General features: G+C 69.0%; 1 protein-coding gene. It reads left to right on the top strand.

Annotated elements, in window-relative coordinates; translation table 11 throughout:
- The first annotated feature begins 233 nt into the window (after positions 1 to 233).
- Positions 234 to 1,439, top strand: a complete 1,206-nt coding sequence (locus tag IE98_RS0141485; protein WP_043176399.1) for an IS110 family transposase — start codon at positions 234 to 236, stop codon at positions 1,437 to 1,439.
- Position 1,440 lies beyond the last annotated feature (1 nt).

The raw sequence follows: 1,440 nt of genomic DNA on the forward strand, positions 1-1,440 counted from the left end.
TCCTTACCTTCGTGCGTGGGTTCGGTCCGGTCATTCGTACGATCGGGAGACCCAGGGGCGCCGGGTGTGGCTCAAAAAGCTCATGCCGTTCGTGTGGCTTTCAGTGATTGGCCGCCCGGCGTCCCGCGACGACACGGCCGCTCATTGGGATGCGCGAACTCGATCGCTTCGTAAGGACACGTCGGCGTGGTCGTCTGCAGGGACCAGGAGACGGACCGACGAAGGAGGCTCGGGTGCCAGAGCTGTGGGCAGGGACGGACGCGGGCAAGGCCGAGCACCACTGCACGGTCATCGACAGTCATGGGACAAAGGTGCTGTCGCGCCGCGTTCCCAACGACGAGCCCGCACTGCTGGAACTCATCGGCGATGTCCTGAAGTTGGCCAGCGGTGAGCCGGTGACGTGGGCCGTCGATCTGAACGCCGGCGGGGCCGCCCTGCTGATCGCCCTGCTGGTCGGCCACGGCCAGCGGCTGCTCTACATCCCGGGCCGGACCGTGCACCACGCCTCCGGCTCCTACCGCGGCGATGGGAAGACCGACGCCAAGGACGCATACGTCATCGCCGACCAGGCCAGGATGCGCCGTGACCTGCAACCCCTTCAGGAGTGGGACGAGATCGCCGTCGACCTGCGGATCCTCACCGCCCGCCGCTACGACCTCACCGCCGACCGCACCCGCGCGATCAACCGCCTGCGCGCCCAGATCCTGGAGTACTTCCCGGCCCTCGAGCGCGCCTTCGACTACAGCACCTCCAAGGCCGCCCTCCTGCTGCTGACCGGCTACCAGACGCCGGCCGCCCTGCGCAGGATCGGCCAGGCCCGCCTGGTCACATGGCTCGCCAACCGCAAGGTGCGAAACGCCCCGACCGTCGCCGCTGCGGCACTCCAGGCAGCCCACGCCCAGCACACCGTCATCCCCGGTGAGAAGACTGCCGCGGTCATGGTGAACACCCTGGCCAGGGCCGTGATGGCCCTGGACGAGGAGATCGCCCGCACCGACGCGGCGATCGAGGCACGGTTCCGCCAGCACCCGCACGCCGACGCGCTCACGAGCATGCCCGGCATCGGAATCCTGCTCGGCGCCGAGTTCATCGCCTGCACCGGCGGTGACATGGATGTCTTCGGCAGCCCGAACCGGCTCGCCGGCGTCGCCGGCCTCGCGCCCGTTCCCAAGGACTCCGGACGCATCAGCGGCAACATGCGTCGGCCTCACCGCTATCACCGTCGGCTCTTGCGCGTGTTCTACCTCTCCGCCCAGGTCGCGGCCCGTTGCTGCCCCAGCTCAAGGACGTTCTACGAACGCAAGCGAAGCGAGGGCAAGACCCACAAGCAGGCCGTCCTCGCCCTCGCCCGCCGCCGCCTCAACGTCCTCTGGGCCCTCATACGCGACCAGCGCACCTTCACCACCGAGCCACCCCGACGCGACCTCGCAGAGGCATGAC

It is taken from the genome of Streptomyces sp. NRRL B-24484, assembly GCF_000717715.1.
Classification (GTDB): domain Bacteria; phylum Actinomycetota; class Actinomycetes; order Streptomycetales; family Streptomycetaceae; genus Kitasatospora.